We start from the raw sequence: 17,871 nt of genomic DNA on the forward strand, positions 1-17,871 counted from the left end.
CGCTGATCATGGATTCCCCTCGTGGCTGACAGCGCTGTCAGCCATCGGAATCTAAGGGGTATGGCAGGGGGATTCAAGTCGCAACGCCGCATTCGGCGGCGAGGGCTCGCAGCGTGGTGTTCGTGCAATACGTGGGGCAGGGTGTTGCCGCGCCCGCCTCGACGCCGGTTTTCCCACGCGGCAGGCACGCTGACGCGATGTGCGGCTAGAAACGCGCATCCGCCGGCAGGTAGCGCCACTGGCCCACCGGCATCTTCGCCAGCGATACGCGGCCGATGCGAAGGCGGCGGATCGACACCACGTCCAGCCCGCCTTCGCGGCAGCGGTGGCGCAATTCGCCCGGTTGCACGTCCTTGATCGCGAAGCGCAGCCGCACCTCGTTCTGCCAGCTCACCTTGCACGGCGCCAGTCCGCGGCCCTGGTAGGTCGCCACGTGGCCGATGCAGCTGAGCGTGTACGGGTCGGTGCCGCCGCGGATCTCCACGACGAACTCCTGTTCGATCTGCGCATAGTCCTCGGTCAGCCGGCGCCACGCGCGGCCGTCCTGGCTGAGCACCATCAGCCCGCTGGCGTCGGTGTCCAGTGGCATCAGCGGGGTCAGGCGGTGGAAATGGCGCTTCAGCGGGCGCACGCCGCTGTCGTCGTCCTTGGCATGCGTCGCCGGTGTGGCCAGCGCCGCGGCGTCCTGCCAGGCGATGCCTTCGGGCTTGTGCAGCAGCAGCGTGGCCGGTTCGCTGGCGCTGAGCCGGGCGGCGGGGTCGATCTCCACGCGTTCCGTGGTGACCGGGTGCTGCGGTGCCTCCACCGTCTCGCCGTCCACGGTGACCCAGCCGCCTTCGATGTACTGCTCGGCCTCGGCGCGCGAGCAGCCGGTCATTTCTGCGACGCGTTTGGCAAGGCGGATGGGGTCGGGCATGAGAAATCACCGGTGTTTTCGGGCGACCAGTGTAATGATGGCGGGGGCGTCCGGCGTGTTCCGTGGCCGAACGCCGCTCCCTTCCCCTGCCAGGCTGCCATGAAGACACCCCCCGGACTGCAAGCGTTGATCGACGATGGCGTGATCGACCGCGTGCTGCGCCCGCTGAAAAGCGGCAAGGAAGCCTCCGTCTACGTCGTGCACGCCGGAGGCGAAGTGCGCTGCGCCAAGGTCTACAAGGACATGGCGCAACGCAGTTTCCAGCAGCGCACGCTGTACCAGGAAGGCCGCAAGGTGCGCGGCAGCCGCGAGGCGCGCGCGATGGGCAAGGCCACCCGCTACGGCCGCAAGCAGCAGGAAGTGGCGTGGAAGAACGCCGAGGTGGACGCGCTGTACCAGTTGCGCGACGCCGGCGTGCGCGTGCCGGAACCGTTCGGCTACGTGCACGGCGTGCTGGTGATGGAACTGGTGGCCGACGCCGCCGGCCATTCCGCGCCGCGGCTGGGCGAAGTGGAACTGTCGCCGGAGGACGCGCGCGCGTTCCACCAGTCGCTGTTGCGCGACGTGGTGAAGATGCTGTGCGTGGGGCTCATCCACGGCGATCTGTCCGAATACAACGTACTGGTGGGCGAGCACGGCCCGGTCATCATCGATTTCCCGCAGGTGGTCAGCGCCGCCGGCAACAACGCCAGCCGCCGCCTGCTGCTGCGCGACGTCAACGCACTGACAGCGAGCCTGGGTCGCTACGCGCCGGAACTGCTGGACACGTGGTACGGCGAGGAAATGTGGGCGCTGTACGAAGCCGGCAGCCTGCACCCGGACACCGAACTTACCGGCGTGTTCGCCCACGACACCCGGCACGTGGACGTGGACGGCGTGCGTCACGCCATCGAGGACGCCCGGCAGGAAGCCATCATCCGCCAGCAGGGCAGGGAAGCGGCCGCGGCCGAATGATCCATCGCCGTGATGGTTCCCTGTAGGAGCGACGTGAGTCGCGACCGGAGAAACGGGCCGGATGGATAGCGTCCATCCTGCTATACGTGCATAAACAGCAAACGGGAAATTTCCGTCTCGCCGTGACGTGCGTCAATCAGTCGGCGTGACTGGAATTGAGGATTTTCTGGTTCACGCTTTTACTACTTTACTTGGGTGTGTCAGCGGAGTTGATTCTCCTTGCCGAACGTGTCGGCGAAAAAGGAGATGCATCATGAGAACTCGTGCTCAGCTGTTCGTTCTCTCGATACTGGTGTTCGCGTCGCTGTCTGTAACAGGCCCATCCGCCCAGGCACAGAGTGCAATAATCCTTGCTTGTGAGCAGGGACACGTCAATTCGTGGAAAATATGCGAGGTGAGGCCCGACACATTCGCACGCTACGTGTGGTCGACGACGGGCGTCGCGAATCTCGATCCATTCGTATGCACCGAGAACTCGAGTGTATGTACCGCATGGTGCGAGCATACGAATTCCAGCGGTCAGATTCATGTCACTGTCTATAACTCATCCGGCCAACCGGTCGCCTCAAGGAGCAGGAATTTGGGTTGTGGAGCCGGATAGGAACCGATGATGGATTGAATGGGGCGATGCCGATGAGTTGCTGCGATGCAGTTCATGGATACGCATCTCATTCATGTACATGCGGCCTAACAGGATCTTGAGCGACCTCATGGTCTTGGCCATATGTCGCGGGCGGGCCTGAGTGTCCGCCCGCGAAGCACTTGCGCCTCGCAAGAGAATCAGGGGAATGGACCGGATTCTTCTTGGAGGTTTTGGCGCAATGGCTCTTGCCTCCCGGCGGACCTGACGAGGCCGATATCTGGAAGAAACCACCGATGATGGCGACTCTTGGCACGTAAACGAATTTACCTGTCCGGCTTCGCTGGAGGTGTGCGTTCGGCTGTAGTGAGGCGAGGTCCTGCCGGCGCACGCGAGGGCTGGCGCAGCTTGCGCGAATCCCGCTGCTCGAAGGCCTCAACCGATGCCAGGAGGCGCATGATGTCCAAGAAGAGACTTGCCGTGTTCCTTGACGGCACATGGAACACGCCCGAAGACAGGACCAGTGTCCATCGGCTCTACGAGAAGACCATCGACGGGATGGCGCCCGACGGGGTGGAACAACGCACCTTCTACCGCACGGGGGTGGGCACCCAGGTGTCAGAGCGATTCAGTGGCGGTGCGTTCGGCGTCGGCCTGTCCCGCAACGTGCTGGACGCGTACCGGTGGCTGGTCGAGCACCATGCCGAAGACGACGAGATCTACCTGTTCGGCTTCAGCCGCGGGGCGTACACCGCCAGGAGCCTGGGCGGCGTCATCGTCAACTGCGGTCTTCTCCGGAAAGGCGCGGCCCTGACGCCCGAAGCGCTCTACGAGCGCTACCGGGCCGGCAAGGCGGCCGATCCCATCTACCGGCTGGAGTTCGTCCAGCGGACCGGCGAGCGGACGCTCACCGACGAGGAAAAGCGCCTGCTGTCCGACAGCCGCCGGGTCAGGATCCACGCGCTTGCGGTATGGGATACGGTGGGCGCGCTGGGCGTCCCGTGGACCGCCGCTCCGCTGGTGGGCAAGCGCAGCTTCTATTTTCACAACACCAATCCCAGCACGATCTACGACCATTGCTATCACGCCCTGGCGATCGACGAGCATCGCGCGCCGTACAAGCCCACGTTCTGGACCCGCTTCACGCCCGAAGGCAAGGACCCGCAGGCGGACCCGCACGTGGCGCCCCCGCGCATCGAGCAGCGCTGGTTCGTCGGCGCGCACTCCAATGTCGGCGGCGGCTACAAGGGCGACCGCCTGTGCCAGTTGCCGTTGGCGTGGATGCAGGAAAAGGTCGCCGCGCACGGCCTGGCGTTCTCGTCGCGCTTCCAGACCGCGCCCGGCGACAGCGGGGGAACGCCCGTCGACTCGTTCGCCAAGTTCATGAAGGGCATCTACAGGATCGCCCGCCTGGGCAAGCGCTACTACCGCCAGATCGGCGCCTCCAGCCGACAGGTGAAGAAGGGCTGGTCGACCTCGATCAACGAGACCATCGACGCCAGCGTGTTCGCGAAGTACCGCAACGACCCTGCGTACCGCCCGCCCAACCTACAGGACTGGGCCAAGGTGCGGGGAATCGACCTGACGACCGCTGCCGGCGACCAGAAAGCCTGACCGCCCGGCGATGGCCGCCACCTCCAAGCCGCGCGCGAGGAACCACCATGGCGAAGCGCAGTAGCAAGAAGACAGCCGGGCCCGACCTGACCGCGCAGACACGGGGACAGCGGGCGCTCTGGCGCGACCTCACCATCCTTGCCCAGGATCCCAACGTCCAGGTCGATGGCAAGCCGCTGTGGTCCAGCGTCACGCTGCCGTGCGAACCGCTGCTGCCTGGCCCCTGTGGCGCGCGCATCAAGGTCGTCGACTACGACGCCAGCCAGGACCGCTACTACGCGCCCCTCGCCGGCGGTTACGAAAGCAACGGCGAACCGGTCGATCCGTTCGCCAAGGCCTCCAGCAGCGCGCGTCTGCGCGATCCCCGGTTCCACCAGCAGAACGCCTACGCGATCGCCATGCGCATCCTGTGCCGTTTCGAGAACGCCCTGGGCAGGCGGGTCAACTTCGGCTTCAACGGGCACCAGTTGCACATCGCGCCGCATGCCTTCGCGGAGGCGAACGCCTACTACTCGCGCGAAAGCCGATCGCTGTGCTTCGGGTACTTCCCGGACGACGACGACCGGACCACGTTCACCTGCCTGTCGCACGACATCGTCGCCCACGAGACGGCGCATGCGCTGCTGGACGGCCTGCGGCCCCGCTACATCGACCCGTCCTCGCCCGACCAGGGCGGCTTCCACGAGGGCTTTTCCGACATCGTCGCCCTGCTCTCGATCCTCTCGGACGAAAGGATCGTCGAGACCATCCTGACCCGCGAGAAGGTCATGGCGGCCGGCCAGAAGCTGGTGTCCAGAAAGCAGCTGGGCGCGCGGGAATTGCGGCGATCCGCCCTGCTGGGCCTGGCCGAATGCATGGGCGAAACGCTCCCCAACGGCGCGGCCACGGCGCTGCGCCGGTCGGCGAGCCTGACGCCCACGCCGAAGTGGATGGACGATCCGGAGTTCGCCGAGCCGCATCGCCGCGGCGAGATCCTGGTGGCGGCCGTGCTCAATGCCTTCATCGAAGTGTGGCGCCACCGTCTCGAGGGATTGGGCGAGATCAGGCGCGGCTATCTCGATGCTGCGCGGGTGGTGGAGGACGGCGCCACGGCCGCCTCGCACCTGCTGACGATGTGCATCCGTGCGCTGGACTACGCCCCGCCCACCGACCTGCAGTACAGCGACTACCTCAGCGCGCTGCTCACCGCCGATCGCGAAACCGTGCCGGACGATTCCCGCTTCGGATACCGCCGGACGATCCGGCAGTGCTTCGCGGCGTGGGGCATCGAGCCCACCAGCGATCCGGCGGGCGACGGCTGCTGGCAGGCCTTCAGTGGCCCTGTCGACCACGCCAACATCCGCTTCGAGTCCTTGCAGCGCAACGCGGACGAGGCGTTCCGCTTCATCTGGCAGAACGTCGGGTCCCTCAAGCTCAACACGGACGCCTATACCCAGGTCACCGGTGTGCGGCCGATCGCGCGCGTCGCGCCGGACGGCCTGATCGTCCGCGAGACCGTCGTGGATTTCATGCAGATCCTGTCCGTGCGCAGCAACGAACTGGCCGCTCTTGGCCTGCGCAAGCCCGCGCAGATGCCCACGTTCCGCCAGGTCCGGCTATACGGCGGCGCCGTGCTCGTCTTCAACGAGTATGGGCAACTCAAGTTCAGCATCGGCAACGGCGTGCTCAACATCGCGCGCCAGCAGAAACGCCTGGACCACCTGGCCGAGAGCGGCTTCTTCGAGTACCGCACCGAAACGGCCTTCAGCCGCGGGTACTTCTCGCGCCTGCACCTCAATCGCGCACGCGGCCTGTAGGAGAGCACGCATGACCGCGCCAAAGAGCATCCGCATCCGCATGTACCAGGTCGGCTTCGGCGACTGCTTCCTGCTGAGTTTCGACTATGCGCCCAAGCCCAGCCGCCACGTGCTGATCGACTGCGGGTCGATGGCTTCGCCGAAGGGCAGCGCGCCCGGCCTGATCAAGCGGGTCGCGGCCAGCATCGCCGGCACCGTGGGCGACGAGCCCTTCGCGGTGGTCGCCACCCACCGCCACACCGACCACGTTTCCGGCTTCGACCCGGGCGCCAACGGCAAGGGGGCGGGTGCGATCATCGCCGCGCTCAAGCCGAAGTTCGTCGTGCAGCCCTGGACGGAGGACCCGAGCCTTCCCGTGGATGCCGAGGCGCCGGCCGCCCGGCGCGGCATGGCGCTGCGCCGGAAGACGCTGGACGACCTGAACGTCGTCGCCTCGCAAATCGTCGACCAGTACGTGCCCCGGCTTCGCCGGAGTCAGGCGGTGCGCGGGATCGCCGGCCAGTTGGACTTCATCGGCAAGGACAACATCAAGAACCTGCGGGCAGTCGAGAACCTCATGACCATGGCCCCGAACGACTACGTCCATGCCGGCAGGGCGACCCGCCTGACCCGCTTCCTTCCCGGCGTGCGGGTACACGTGCTGGGTCCGCCGACGATCGGGCAGTACGGCAAGGTCCGCGGGCAGCGGGCACGCGACGAGGAGCAGTTCTGGCACCTGCAGGCCCGATCCCTGGGCATGGGCGCCAGGGTCGGCCTCACCCGGTCGGACTCGTTGTTCAAGGGTTTTCCCTCGGCCCCGGGCCGTCATGCGCCGGTCTCCTCCCGCTGGCTGATCAACGCGATGAAATCCGAGAACGCCGAGCAGCTGCTGCAGCTGGTGCGCATCCTGGACGATGCGATGAACAACACCAGCCTGATCCTGCTGTTCGAGTGCGGCGATCGAAGGCTGCTGTTCCCCGGCGACGCCCAGATCGAGAACTGGGAGTACGCACTGAAAACGCCTTCGCTCCGCAAGCACCTGGAGAAGATATCCGTCTACAAGGTAGGCCACCATGGCAGCCTGAACGCCACGCCGAAATCGTTGTGGAAGATCTGGTTCCCGGAGGGCGGCGGCCAGCAGGGCGCGGGCCGGCGGATGGTCTCGCTGCTTTCCACGCTGGAGGGCAAGCACGGAAAGCGCGAGAACGACAGCGAGGTTCCTAGGAGAAAGCTGGTCGATGCGCTCAAGAGCAAGACGACCATGAAGAGCACGGAATCGATCGGCGAAGCCGAGTATCACGATGAAGTGATCGCGATAGATTGAAACTGGCGCCGTTCGCGGTCCGTTCGCGGCAGTCCGCAAGCGGATGTTCGCAGCCTCCGTTCGAACGGGCGGCCATGCATTCGTGCATAGTGCGCGACATGCGCTGTAATCTGGCGATCCGCCAGACCGCTACCGAGTTCCACTTCGGCATACTCCGTGGGCACCAGCAGTCAACTCCGTCCGGATATCGACCCGGCGGTCGCCATTGATCTCGATCAATGCTGCGTCGGGACAGGTCCGCGATGCTCGTCCCACGTCTCCCTTACCGGCCATTCCATGTCCGCCGATCCGCAGCAGCCGAACCCGCTGGACGTCGAGGCCCGCGCCGTGCTGGCCGATGCCACCGCGTCGATGTCGCCGCAGTCGGCGTTGCTGGCTTGGCTGGACTGGGTTTCGCACCTGGCCGCTTCGCCGGGCAAGCAGTCCGAACTGGCGACGCTGGCGCTGACCCAGGCCGCGCAACTGGCCGGTTATCTGCGCGATCGCGTGATGGCCGGGCCGGGCGAAGCGCACGACTGCATCGAACCGCCGGCGCTGGACCGCCGCTTCGCCGCGCCGGAATGGCGCCACTGGCCGTTCGACCTGTGGCACCAGGCCTTCCTGCTGAACGAGCGCTGGTGGGATGCGGCCACCCATGGCGTTCCCGGCGTCGATCGCCACCACGAGAACGTCGTTGCCTTCGTCGCGCGGCAATGGCTGGACATGTTCTCGCCGGGCAACCAGCTGGCGACCAATCCGGTCGCGTTGAAGCGCACCTTCGAGGAAGGCGGCGCCAACCTGCTGCGCGGGCTGTCGATACTCGCGGACAATGTCCAGCGCGCGCTCGCCAAGCGTCCCCCTCCTGGAGCCGAGGATTTCGTGGTCGGGCGCGACGTGGGGATCACGCCGGGCAAGGTGGTGCTGCGCAATCGCCTGATCGAGTTGATCCAGTACACGCCGACCACCGCGAAGGTGCATCCCGAGCCGATCCTGATCGTGCCGGCGTGGATCATGAAGTACTACATCCTCGACCTGTCGCCGCACAACTCGCTGGTGAAGTACCTGGTGGACCAGGGCCATACCGTGTTCTGCGTCTCGTGGAAGAACCCGGGCCTGGAGGAACGCGACCTGGGCATGGACGATTACCTGGACCTGGGCGCGCGCGCCGCGCTGGATGCCGTCAACGCCATCGTGCCCGGGCGCAAGGTCCACGCCACCGGCTATTGCCTCGGCGGCACGCTGCTGGCGATCGCGGCGGCGGCGATGGCGCGCGACGGCGACGACCGGCTGGCCTCGCTGAGCCTGTTCACCGCGCAGACCGATTTCACCGAACCCGGCGAACTGGGCCTGTTCATCGACGAGAGCCAGGTCAGCCTGCTGGAAGCGCAGATGCAACAGAAGGGCTACCTGCGCGCCGAGCAGATGGCCGGCGCCTTCGAGATGCTGCGCTCCTACGACCTGTTGTGGTCGCGGCGGGTCAACGAATACCTGCTCGGCGAACGCCGGCCGATGAACGACCTGATGGCCTGGAACGCCGACGCCACGCGGATGCCGGCGAAGATGCATTCGCAGTACCTGCGCCGGCTGTTCCTCGACGACGATCTCAGCGAGGGCCGCTATCCGGTCGATGGGCGCCCGGTGTCGCTCGGCAGCCTGGCCTTGCCGGTCTTCTGCGTCGGCACCGAGACCGACCATGTCGCGCCGTGGCGTTCGGTCTACAAGCTGCATTACCTGTCGCCGGCCGAGATCACCTTCGTGCTGACCAGCGGCGGCCACAACGCCGGCATCGTCAGCGAACCGGGCCGGCCGAACCGCCGCTATCGGCTGCGCACCCGGCCGGCCGGCGGCGACTACATCGCACCCGACGAGTGGTTCGACGCCACGCCGCCGCGGGAAGGTTCGTGGTGGCCGGCGTGGACGGACTGGCTGCGCGCGCGTTCGGGCGAACCGGTGCGGCCGCCGCGCATGGGCGCGCCGTCCAAGGGCTACGGGATCCTCGGCGACGCGCCCGGCATCTACGTGCTGGAGACATGACGATGCCGCCGGCGCTTTCGGGGAAGAGGGGCCTGGTCATCGGCATCGCCAACGAGGACAGCATCGCCTGGGCCTGCGCGCGCGCTTGCGCGGAGGCCGGCGCGGCCATCGGCGGCACCTGGCAGACGGACAAGGCGCGGCCGCATGTCGAGCCGCTGCTCGAGCGCATCGGCGCCGACATCCGCCTGCCGCTGGACGTGACCGACGAAACGCAGATGCAGGCGTTGTTCGATGCCTTGGCCGCGCGCTGGGGGCGGCTCGATTTCCTGGTGCATTCGGTCGCCTTCGCGCCGAAGGCCGACCTGCACGGCCGGTTGGCCGACAGCTCGTGCGCCGGTTTCCTGCAGGCGATGGACGTGTCGTGCCATTCGTTCGTCCGCCTGGCGCAGCGGGCCGAACCGTTGATGCGCGACGGCGGCAGCCTGGTGACGATGAGCTACCTCGGCGCCAGCGAGGTCGTCCCGCGCTACAACCTGATGGGACCGGTCAAGGCGGCGCTGGAATCCGCGGTGCGCTACCTCGCCGCCGAACTCGGTCCGTCGGGGATCCGCGTCAATGCGATCTCGCCGGGCCCTATCCGGACCCGCGCGGCCTCGGGCCTGGAGGATTTCGACGCGCTGGTCGACGACAGTGTGCGCCGCGCGCCGCTGCGGCGGCCGCTGTCGATCGACGACGTGGGTCCGCTGTGCGCCTTCCTCGCCGGCGACGGCGCGCGGGCGATCACGGGCCAGACGCTGTACGTCGATGGCGGCTACAGCATCCTCAACTAGAGCGGACCGGACACGATGACGCCCCGCGATATCTACCCGCCGTTCCGCCGTTCCGCCATGGCAACGATCCTGGTTATCGCGCTGGCCGGCTGTGCCTCGATGGCCACCTCCTACCGGGCGCCGCCGCTGCCGGTGCCCGATGCCTGGCCGGCGGGAACCGCAGTCCCGGCCGCCGCGGGTGCGCGCGCGGATCAGTTGCCGTGGCGCGGGTACTTCACCGATCCGTTGCTGCAGCGCCTGATCGAGACCGCGCTGGACAACAACCGCGACCTGCGGGTGGCGGCACTGCGGGTGGAGGAGGCCCGCGCGGCGTTCCGCATCCGGCGCGCCGACCAGTTTCCCGATCCTGGCGTCGGCGCACAGGGCGCGCGGGCGCGGGTGCCCGGCGATCTCAACGCCTCCGGCCAGTCCATGGTCGGCGGCGAATACCGGGCCGAGGTCGGCCTGAGCAACTGGGAACTCGACCTGTGGGGGCGCGTGCGCAGCCTCAAGGAATCCGCGCTGCAGACGTGGCTGGCCACCGACGCCGCCCACCAGGCGGTGCGCATCGCGCTGATCGCCCAGGTCGCCGACGGCTACTTGGGCCTGCGCGAACTGGACGAGCGCGTCGCGCTGGCGCAGCGGACCCTCGCCACCCGCGAGGAATCCCACCGCATCTTCCGCCGCCGCTTCGAAGTGGGGGCGGCCTCGAAGCTGGAACTGACCCAGGTACAGGCGCTGCTGACCCAGGCGCAGTCCCTGCACGCCCAGCTCGAACGCGCGCGCGCCAGCCAGTTGCATGCGCTGGGGCAGCTGCTCGGCGCCCATCCGGGACCGCTGCCGGCCAGCGCGTCGTTCGACCAGGCCATGGCGCTGGCCGACCTCGCACCCGGCCTGCCCTCGGACCTGTTGGCCGGACGGCCGGACATCATCGCCGCCGAGCACCGGCTGCGCGCCGCCAACGCCGACATCGGCGCGGCGCGCGCAGCGTTCTTCCCGCGCATCGCCCTGACCGGCAGCCTTGGATCGGCCAGCGCCGAGCTCGGTGGCCTGTTCGATTCCGGCAGCCGCGCCTGGACCTTCGTGCCGACGCTCTCGCTGCCGATCTTCGATGGTGGGCGTCGCCGCGCCAACCTCGACCTGGGCGAAGTGCGTCGCGACATCGCCGTGGCCGAATACGAACAGGCCATCCAGGCTGCGTTCCGCGAAGTCGCCGACGGGCTGTCGGCGCAGCGCTGGCTGGCCGAGCAGTTGCGCTTCCAGCGCACCGCGCTGGAGGTGCAGACAGAGCGCGCACGGCTGGCCCAGCTGCGCTACGACAACGGCTCGGCCACCTACCTGGAAGTGCTGGACGCCCAGCGCGACCTGCTCGATGCCGAGCAGCAATTGGTGCAGGCGCGGCGCGCGCTGCGTTCCAGCCAGGTGGCGCTGTACGCCGCGCTGGGCGGCGGGACCGCACCGAGGACCGGAACGTCTTCCGCCTCCGCGCCGTTTTCCCCTGTTGAGGCCCACCGATGAACGTCCCTTCTTCGACGAAGAAGAAATCGATGGTCGCGGTGGCCGCCGCGGTGGTGCTGGCGCTGGCCTGGTGGGGGTGGACGAGGCTGTCCGACGACGGCCCGGGCGACGGTTTCGTCAGCGGCAACGGCCGCATCGAGGCCACCGAGATCGATGTGGCGACCAAGCTGCCAGGCCGCATCGAGGAGATACTGGTGCGCGAGGGCGACTTCGTGAAAGCCGGCCAACCGTTGGCGACGATGCAACTCGACGTGCTGCACGCGCAGCGCGACGAGGCCGAGGCCGGGCGCCAGCAGGCTGGGCACGCCGCGGTGGCCGCCGAGGCCCAGGTGACCCTGCGCCAGAGCGAGGTCGCCGCCGCGCAGGCGCTGGTGGCGCAGCGCGAGGCCGAACTGGATGGCGCGAAGCGGCGCCTGGCGCGTTCGGAAACGTTGTCCGCCGAAGGCGCCTCGTCGGTGCAGGAACTCGACGACGATCGCGCCCGCGTGCGCGGTGCGGAAGCCGCATTGGCGGCGACCCGCGCCCAGGTCGCCGCCGCGCAGGCCGCGGTGGAAGCGGCAAAGGCGCAGGTGGTCGGCGCCCGCTCCACTGTCGACGCGGCCGCCGCCAGCGTGGCCCGGATCCAGGCGGATATCGCCGACAGCCAGTTGAAGTCGCCGCGCGACGGCCGCGTGCAGTTCCGCGTCGCCCATCCCGGGGAAGTGCTCGGTGCCGGCGGCCGGGTGCTGAACCTGATCGACCTGTCCGATGTCTTCATGACCTTCTTCGTGCCCGAGACCGTGGCCGGCCGCGTCGCGCTGGGCGCGGAAGTGCGGATCGTGCTGGATGTCGCCCCGGAACGCGTGATCCCGGCGACGGTCTCGTTCGTCGCCAGCCAGGCGCAGTTCACGCCCAAGACCGTCGAGACCGCCAGCGAGCGGCAGAAGCTGATGTTCCGCGTGCGCGCGCAGATTCCGCCGGAACTGCTGCGCGCGCACATGGAGCAGGTCAAGACCGGCGTGCCCGGCGTGGCCTGGATCAGGCTGGACCCAGCGGCGGCGTGGCCGCCCTCGCTGTCCGCGCAAGGGCGGGACTAGACGCATGTCCTCCGGCGCTCCCCCGTCCGTCGTCCGACTGCAAGGAGTGCGCCTGCGCCATGGCAAGACCATCGCACTGGCCGGCATTGACCTGGAGATGCCGGCCGGGTGCGTGGTCGGGTTGATCGGCCCGGACGGCGTGGGCAAGTCGGGCCTGTTGTCGCTTGTCGCCGGCGCGCGTGCGCTGCAGGACGGAACGGTCCACGTGCTGGGCGGCGACATGGCCGACCGTCGCCACCGCGACGCGGTCTGCCCGCGCATCGCGTACATGCCGCAGGGCCTGGGCAGGAACCTGTATCCCACCTTGTCGGTGGAAGAGAACCTGCAGTTCTTCGCCCGGCTGTTCGGGCATGGCGCGGCCGAGCGCCGCCGCCGCATCGACGAACTGACCCTCAGCACCGGGTTGGATCCGTTCCTGTCGCGCCCGGCCGGCAAGCTGTCCGGCGGCATGAAGCAGAAGCTGGGCCTGTGCTGCGCGCTGATCCATGATCCGGACCTGCTGATCCTCGACGAACCCACCACCGGCGTCGATCCACTGGCGCGCGCCCAGTTCTGGGCGCTCATCGCCCGCATCCGCAAGAGTCGGCCCGGGATGAGCGTGATCGTGGCCACTGCCTACATGGACGAGGCCGAGAGCTTCGACTGGCTGGTGGCGATGGACGCCGGCCGGGTGCTGGCCACGGGCTCGCCTTCCGAATTGCTCGAACGCACCGGTAGCGATTCGCTGGAGACAGCGTTCATCGCCCTGTTGCCCGAGGAGAAGAAGCGCGGCCATGCGCCGGTGACGATCCCGCCGCTGGAGGCCGACGACGGCGACATCGCCATCGAAGCCAGGGACCTGACGATGCGCTTCGGGGACTTCGTGGCCGTGGACCGCGTCGGCTTCCGCATCCGCCGTGGCGAGATCTTCGGCTTCCTCGGCTCCAACGGCTGCGGCAAGACCACGACGATGAAGATGCTGACCGGCCTGTTGCCGGCCAGCGACGGGCAGGCCTGGCTGTTCGGCCACGCGGTGGACCCGCACGATATCGCCACGCGCCGGCGCGTGGGCTACATGTCGCAGGCCTTCTCGCTCTACGGCGAGTTGACCGTGCGGCAGAACCTGGTGCTGCACGCGCGCCTGTTCCACGTGCCCGAGGCCGACATTCCCGCCCGGGTGGAGGAGATGGTCGAGCGCTTCGGCCTGGCGCCGGTGTTCGACGGACTGCCCGAATCGCTGCCGCTGGGCATGCGCCAGCGGCTGTCGCTGGCGGTGGCGATGGTGCACAAGCCGGAACTGCTGATCCTCGACGAGCCGACCTCGGGCGTGGACCCGGTGGCGCGCGACGGCTTCTGGCGGCTGCTGGTGGAGCTTTCGCGCCGCGACCGCGTGACCATCTTCATTTCCACCCACTTCATGAACGAGGCCGAGCGCTGCGACCGGATGTCGATGATGCACGCCGGCAAGGTGCTGGACAGCGACGTGCCGGCGGCGCTGGTGGAAAAGCGCGGTGCGAAGACGCTGGAGGAAGCCTTCATCGGCTACCTGGTGGAGGCCGATGGCGCTGCCACCACGGCTCTTCCGACCCTTCTCCCGCCTGCGGGGGAAGGGGCCGAAGGCGGAAGAGGGGCAATGCACCCGACGCCAGCCGTGCGGGGATTACAGCACCAAAAGCTCCCCGCATCCGGTCCTGCGGGCCAGCTTCCCCCACAGGTGGGGGAAGGATTACGGCACAGCCCGTTCAGCCCGCGGCGCATGTTCGGCTATGCCTGGCGCGAGGCACTGGAACTGCGGCGCGACCCGGTGCGCGCGACGCTGGCGCTGGGCGGCTCGGTGATCCTGATGTTCGTGATGGGCTTCGGCATCAGCATGGACGTCGAGGACCTGCGCTACGCGGTGCTCGATCGCGACCAGACCACGCTGAGCCGCAGCTACACGACCAGCCTGGCCGGCTCGCGCTACTTCGTCGAGCGACCGCCGATCGCCGACTATGACGACCTCGACCGCCGCATGCGCAGCGGCGAACTGTCGCTGGCGCTGGAGATCCCGTCCGGCTTCGGTCGCTACGCGCTGCGCGGCAGCAACGTGCAGATCGGCGCCTGGGTCGATGGCGCGATGCCGCAGCGGGCCGAGACCGTGCAGGGCTACGTGCAGGGCATGCACCAGCACTGGCTGGCCGAGCAACTGCGCGAGCGGATCGGCGACATCCCGGGCACGGCCGCCATCCAGACCCGCTTCCGCTACAACCCGGACGTGCGCAGCCTGCCGGCGATGGTGCCGGCGGTGGTTCCGATGCTGCTGCTGATGCTGCCGGCGATGCTGACCGCGCTGGCGGTGGTACGCGAGAAGGAGATGGGCTCGATCGTCAACCTGTACGTCACCCCGGTGACCCGCAGCGAGTTCCTGCTCGGCAAGCAGTTGCCGTACGTGGCGCTGGCGATGCTCAACTTCGTGCTGATGAGCCTGCTGGCGGTCACCGTGTTCGGCGTGCCGGTGACCGGCAGCTATGCCGTGCTGCTGCTGGCCGCGCTGGTCTTCAGCTTCAGCGTCACCGGCATGGGACTGCTGGTCTCGGCGGCGACCCGCAGCCAGATCGCGGCGATGTTCTTCGCGATGATCGGCACGATGATCCCGGCCGCGCAGTTCTCCGGGCTGATCGATCCGGTTTCGTCGCTGCAGGGCGCCGGCCGCATCATCGGCGAGGTCTATCCCGCCACGCACATGTTCACGATCAGCCGCGGCGTGTTCAACAAGGGGCTGGGGCTGTCCGACCTGCACGGCGCGCTGTGGCCGCTGCTGCTGGCGGCGCCGGTCATCATGGGCGCGGCGATCGCGCTGCTGAAGAAGCAGGAGCGCTGAGATGAACGGGCGCAGCCTCGGCAACATCTACCGGTTGGGCGTCAAAGAACTGTGGAGCCTGTGGCGCGACCCGGTGATGATGGTGCTGATCGTCTACGTGTTCACGGCCGCGGTGTACACCTCGGCCACGGCGATGCCGGAAACCCTGCACAACGCCCCCATCGCGATCGTCGACGAGGACGGATCGCCGCTGTCCCAGCGCATCGTCTCGGCGTTCTATCCGCCGCAGTTCATGCCGCCGCGGATGATCTCGCTTGCGGAAGTGGACCCGGGCATGGACGCGGGCCGCTTCACCTTCGTGCTCGACATCCCGCCCGGCTTCCAGCGCGACGTGCTGGCCGGGCGCGCGCCCGAGATCCAGCTCAACATCGACGCCACCCGCATGAGCCAGGCCTTCGCCGGCAGCGGCTACGTGCAGCAGGTCGTGATGGGCGAAGTCGACGAATTCGTGCGGCGCCATCGCGGCGCCGCGCCGCCGCCGGTCGAACTGGCGCTGCGCGTGCGCTTCAACCCGGCGCTGGAGAAGACCTGGTTCGGCGGACTGATGGAGATCATCGACAACGTCACCATGCTGTCGATCATCCTGACCGGCGCGGCGCTGATCCGCGAGCGCGAGCATGGCACCATCGAGCACCTGCTGGTGATGCCGGTGACGCCGACCGAGATCATGCTGGCAAAGGTCTGGTCGATGGGCCTGGTGGTCCTGCTGGCATCGTTCCTGTCGCTGAACCTGGTCGTGCGCGGCCTGCTTTCGGTGCCGGTCGAGGGCTCGCTGGCGCTTTTCTTCGCCAGCTCGGCGCTGTGCCTGTTCGCGACCACGTCGATGGGCATATTCCTGGCCACGCTGGCAAGGAACATGCCGCAGTTCGGCATGCTGATGGTCCTCATCATGATGCCGTTGCAGATGCTGTCGGGCGGCGCGACGCCGCGCGAGAGCATGCCCGAGCCGGTGCAGAACCTGATGCTGGTCGCGCCGACCACCCATTTCGTCGAACTGGGCCAGGCCATCCTCTGCCGCGGCGCCGGGCTGGAGGTGGTGTGGACGCAGTTGCTGGCGTTGCTGGCGATCGGCGCGGTGCTGTTCGCGCTGTCGTTGTGGCGCTTCCGCAAGACCATCGGCCAGATGGCCTGATGGAATCCCGCATGGACGCTCTCTCCCTGGAAACGAGGAAATCGACATGAGCGGAAAGACCGAGTTGCCCCTGAGCCTGTTCAAGGCCAACATCGAGCTGCAGACGAGGATCAACCGCCTGGCCCAGCAGGGCGGACAGCAATGGCTGGATCTCAGCAACCGCCTGCTGGGCGACGGCATCGCCGAGAGCAACGCCGAGATCGAGGAGTTGCTGAAGACCGAAGACTGGCAGACGCTGGCGACGCTGCCGGCGGAATCGTTCTGGCGGCAGTTGCAGCAACGCTTCGGTGACAGCCAGGCCGCCGTGCAGATCGCGGTGAGCGCGCAGACCGCGTTCGCCAACGGACTGCAGGAAGCGCTGCGGGCCTGGCAGAAGGAAACCGCCGAGGCGCTGGGTTCGGGCGGCATTCCCGGCGCGCCGTTCGCCGACGCGTGGGAAAAGATGTTCGCGCCTTGGGAACAGTTGTTCCAGGCGGCGGCATCCGCGAGCGCGGACGCGCCTGAGCCCGAGCCGGCGGCGGCGGCTGCGGCCAAGAAGGCCGCGAAGGGGGGCGGACGTGGCAAGTAGCGGACGCACCGCCCTGGTCACCGGCGGCATGGGTGGGTTGGGAGAAGCGGTGGCCCGCGTGCTGCACGATCGCGGGCACACCGTGCTGGTCGCGCATTCGCCCGGCAACGACCACGTCCACGCCTGGCTGGAACGCCAGGCGGCGGACGGCTACGCATTCACGGCCTACGCCGTGGATGTCGCCGACGAGGCTTCCTGCCAGGCGCTGGCCGCGAAGATCCAGGCCGATGGCCACACCGTCGACATCCTGGTCAACAACGCCGGCATCACCCGCGATGGCGTCTTCCGCAAGATGAGCAAGGTCAACTGGGATGCGGTGCTGCGCACCAACCTGGACTCGGTGTTCAACGTCACCCGGCCGGTGATCGAGGGCATGCTCGAACGCGGTTGGGGTAGGATCGTCAACATCTCCTCGATCAACGGCAGCAAGGGCCAGTTCGGACAGACCAACTACTCCGCCGCCAAGGCCGGCATGCATGGCTTCACCAAGGCGCTCGCGCAGGAAGTGGCGAAGAAGGGTGTCACCGTCAACACCGTGTCGCCGGGTTATCTTGCCACCAGGATGGTGACGGCCGTGCCGCAGGAGGTGCTGGAGCGGATCGTCGCCGGTATTCCGGTCGGTCGCCTCGGCGAGCCCGAGGAGATCGCCGAGCTGGTCGCCTTCATCGCCAGCGACGCTGCCGCGTTCATGACCGGCAGCAACGTGTCGATGAACGGCGGCCAGCACATGTATTGAGCGGCCGCTCCCCATGGCGGAAGCCTTCCGACAACGCACGAGCGAGGTTAGAACATGCGCGACATCGTCCTTCCACC

At 68.0% G+C, this 17,871-nt stretch carries 13 protein-coding genes; 12 read left to right on the forward strand and 1 reads right to left on the reverse strand.

Annotated features, from left to right (window positions below; translation table 11 throughout):
- Positions 1–205 precede the first annotated feature (205 nt).
- Positions 206–916 carry an rRNA pseudouridine synthase gene (locus tag AAD027_RS05285; RefSeq protein ID WP_341724972.1) on the reverse strand — a complete coding sequence of 237 codons (711 nt, stop codon included), beginning with the start codon at positions 914–916 and terminating at the stop codon, positions 206–208.
- A gap of 99 nt (positions 917–1,015) precedes the next feature.
- Here AAD027_RS05285 and AAD027_RS05290 point away from each other — a divergent pair, with 99 nt between their 5' ends.
- From AAD027_RS05290 to phbB, 12 genes are all read left to right on the forward strand, one after another.
- Positions 1,016–1,870, forward strand: a complete 855-nt coding sequence (locus tag AAD027_RS05290) for a PA4780 family RIO1-like protein kinase (protein WP_341724973.1) — start codon at positions 1,016–1,018, stop codon at positions 1,868–1,870.
- A gap of 1,039 nt (positions 1,871–2,909) precedes the next feature.
- On the forward strand, positions 2,910–4,064 hold the full coding sequence (locus AAD027_RS05295; RefSeq protein ID WP_341724974.1) for a DUF2235 domain-containing protein: 1,155 nt from the start codon (positions 2,910–2,912) through the stop codon (positions 4,062–4,064).
- Positions 4,065–4,111: 47 nt separating this feature from the next.
- The gene (locus AAD027_RS05300) at positions 4,112–5,860 is read left to right on the forward strand and encodes a gluzincin family metallopeptidase (protein WP_341724975.1); all 1,749 of its coding nucleotides are present in this window, start codon (positions 4,112–4,114) and stop codon (positions 5,858–5,860) included.
- Between the two features lie 10 nt (positions 5,861–5,870).
- The gene (locus AAD027_RS05305) at positions 5,871–7,163 is read left to right on the forward strand and encodes a ComEC/Rec2 family competence protein (RefSeq protein WP_341724976.1); all 1,293 of its coding nucleotides are present in this window, start codon (positions 5,871–5,873) and stop codon (positions 7,161–7,163) included.
- Positions 7,164–7,439: 276 nt separating this feature from the next.
- Complete coding sequence (locus AAD027_RS05310) at positions 7,440–9,176, forward strand: PHA/PHB synthase family protein (protein ID WP_341724977.1); 1,737 nt, start codon at positions 7,440–7,442, stop codon at positions 9,174–9,176.
- A gap of 2 nt (positions 9,177–9,178) precedes the next feature.
- A complete protein-coding gene (fabI, locus tag AAD027_RS05315) occupies positions 9,179–9,946 on the forward strand; it encodes an enoyl-ACP reductase FabI (RefSeq protein WP_341724978.1) in 768 nt (255 codons plus the stop codon).
- Between the two features lie 57 nt (positions 9,947–10,003).
- Positions 10,004–11,443, forward strand: coding sequence for an efflux transporter outer membrane subunit (locus AAD027_RS05320; RefSeq protein ID WP_341724979.1), 1,440 nt, complete (start codon positions 10,004–10,006; stop codon positions 11,441–11,443).
- Positions 11,440–12,519 (forward strand): HlyD family secretion protein, encoded by a 1,080-nt coding sequence (locus AAD027_RS05325; RefSeq protein WP_341724980.1) that lies wholly within the window; start codon positions 11,440–11,442, stop codon positions 12,517–12,519. The genes AAD027_RS05320 and AAD027_RS05325 overlap by 4 nt, the downstream gene beginning before the upstream one ends.
- A gap of 4 nt (positions 12,520–12,523) precedes the next feature.
- Entirely contained in the window at positions 12,524–15,358 is a 2,835-nt protein-coding gene (gene rbbA, locus AAD027_RS05330) for a ribosome-associated ATPase/putative transporter RbbA (RefSeq protein ID WP_341724981.1), read from the forward strand.
- A 1-nt stretch (position 15,359) separates the two neighbouring features.
- A complete protein-coding gene (locus AAD027_RS05335; RefSeq protein WP_341724982.1) occupies positions 15,360–16,490 on the forward strand; it encodes an ABC transporter permease in 1,131 nt (376 codons plus the stop codon).
- A gap of 46 nt (positions 16,491–16,536) precedes the next feature.
- Positions 16,537–17,058, forward strand: coding sequence for a phasin family protein (locus AAD027_RS05340; protein ID WP_341724983.1), 522 nt, complete (start codon positions 16,537–16,539; stop codon positions 17,056–17,058).
- Positions 17,048–17,794 (forward strand): acetoacetyl-CoA reductase, encoded by a 747-nt coding sequence (phbB, locus tag AAD027_RS05345; protein ID WP_341724984.1) that lies wholly within the window; start codon positions 17,048–17,050, stop codon positions 17,792–17,794. The genes AAD027_RS05340 and phbB overlap by 11 nt, the downstream gene beginning before the upstream one ends.
- The last annotated feature ends 77 nt before the right edge of the window (positions 17,795–17,871 follow it).

The organism is Pseudoxanthomonas putridarboris, from assembly GCF_038321125.1.
GTDB lineage: Bacteria > Pseudomonadota > Gammaproteobacteria > Xanthomonadales > Xanthomonadaceae > Pseudoxanthomonas_A > Pseudoxanthomonas_A putridarboris.